At 67.5% G+C, this 1,527-nt stretch carries 2 protein-coding genes; both read right to left on the bottom strand.

The genetic code is table 11. The features are described 5' to 3' along the window. A partial coding sequence (locus tag VGD20_RS18515) for a CmpA/NrtA family ABC transporter substrate-binding protein (protein WP_331135850.1) occupies nt 1-972 on the bottom strand: 972 nt, incomplete at its 3' end. After that, the coding region (locus VGD20_RS18510) for an ANTAR domain-containing response regulator (RefSeq protein WP_414714596.1) at nt 969-1,527 on the bottom strand (559 nt) is incomplete at its 5' end. The genes VGD20_RS18515 and VGD20_RS18510, both read right to left, overlap by 4 nt.

The raw sequence follows: 1,527 nt of genomic DNA, 5'->3' as shown, positions 1-1,527 counted from the left end.
GCTCTCCAGCGGCGCATGTCCCCAGCGCACCATTTGCGAATAGAGCCACATCGCCTGGCTGCGCCACGGAAAGTTCGCGGCCTCGCGGTAGAGTACGAGGAAATCCTCGATCGGCTGCGCCGCCTCTCCTTGCGTCAAAACCATGCGGTTCGAAAGCGCACGCTCGATCAGATCCGCCGGCTGATCGATATAGGACGGACGCGCGAGCAGCGCGGCCACTTCGCGGCGCTGTGCCGCATCGGCCATCACCTTGCCCGCGGCGTGCAGCGCACGGATCAGAGCGGCCACCTCCTCGCCACGTTCGTCGAGCGTCTGGCGGCGGAAGGCGAGAAGCTTTTCGACGCCGCGGCTCCAGATCCGCGCGGTCGCCGCGACGATCACGCCGACACCGCGTTCGACCGCGACGCTGTTCCACGGCTCGCCGACGCACGATCCGTCGATCTCGCCCGATTCGAGCGCTTCGGCGACGAAGGGCGGTGGAATCACGACGATCTCGACATCGCGGTCGGGATCGCAACCCGAGGCCGCGAGCCAGTAGCGCAGCATGTAGTTGTGGCTCGAATAGCGGTGCACGACGGCGAATCGCAGCTTGCGTCCTTTATCGGCTTCGCCGCGCGCGATCGCAGCCAGCGCGCGCCCTGTCGCCGCCACGTCGCCGATCGCGGCATCGCCCAGCAGCGCCGCGATGCGCGGGCTTACGGTCACCGCGTTGCCGTTGAGTCCGAGCATGAAGGGCGCGCCCAGCGGCACCGCCGGACGATCAAGCCCCATCGAGGTCGCGATCGCGAGAGGCGCAAGCAGGTGGGCGGCATCGGTCTGGCCGTAGATCAGCCGGTCGCGCACCGTCGCCCAGCTCGGATCCTTGACGGGAACGATCGACACGCCCTCGGCCCCGGCAAGCCCGAATTCGTGCGCCACGATCGGCAGCACCGAGTCGACCAGCGGCAGAAAGCCGATCCGGAAACTGCTCATGAATCGCCTCCCAGCAATGCGTCCGCGGTCACCAGCGCCTCGGCGATGTCGGCGATCCGTCGCCCGCTATCCATCGCCTGTTTGCGCAACAGTGCATAGGCGGCCGGCTCGTCCAGCCCTCGCCGCTTCATCAGCAACGCCTTGGCGCGATCAACCACCTTGCGCTCGGCAAGCGCCGACTTCGCTTCGGCGAGCTCGGTCTGCAGCCGCGTGAATGCCTTGAAGCGCCGCACCGCGAGCTCGAGGATCGGCTTGATCCGGTCCTTGCGCATCCCGTCGACGACATAGGCCGAGATCCCCGCATCGACCGCCTCGGCGATCGAGCGCTCGTCGGACTGGTCCACGAACATCGCAATCGGGCGCGCCAGCGCGCGCGACAGCGAGAAGCTTTCCTCGAGCTGGTCGCGGCCGGGATTTTCGAGGTTGATCAGGACCACATCGGGCGCGAGCGCTTCGAGCCGCGCGACGATACCGATGCGTTCAACGAGAATGGCGATATCCACCAGCCCGGCATCACGCAGCCCTTCCTCGATCACGGCCGCGCGCGCAGGGCTT

The sequence above is a fragment of the Sphingopyxis sp. genome (assembly GCF_036402335.1).
GTDB lineage: Bacteria > Pseudomonadota > Alphaproteobacteria > Sphingomonadales > Sphingomonadaceae > Sphingopyxis.
The sequence above is the reverse complement of the archived record's forward strand: the minus strand, read 5'-3'. Positions and strand labels throughout refer to the sequence as shown.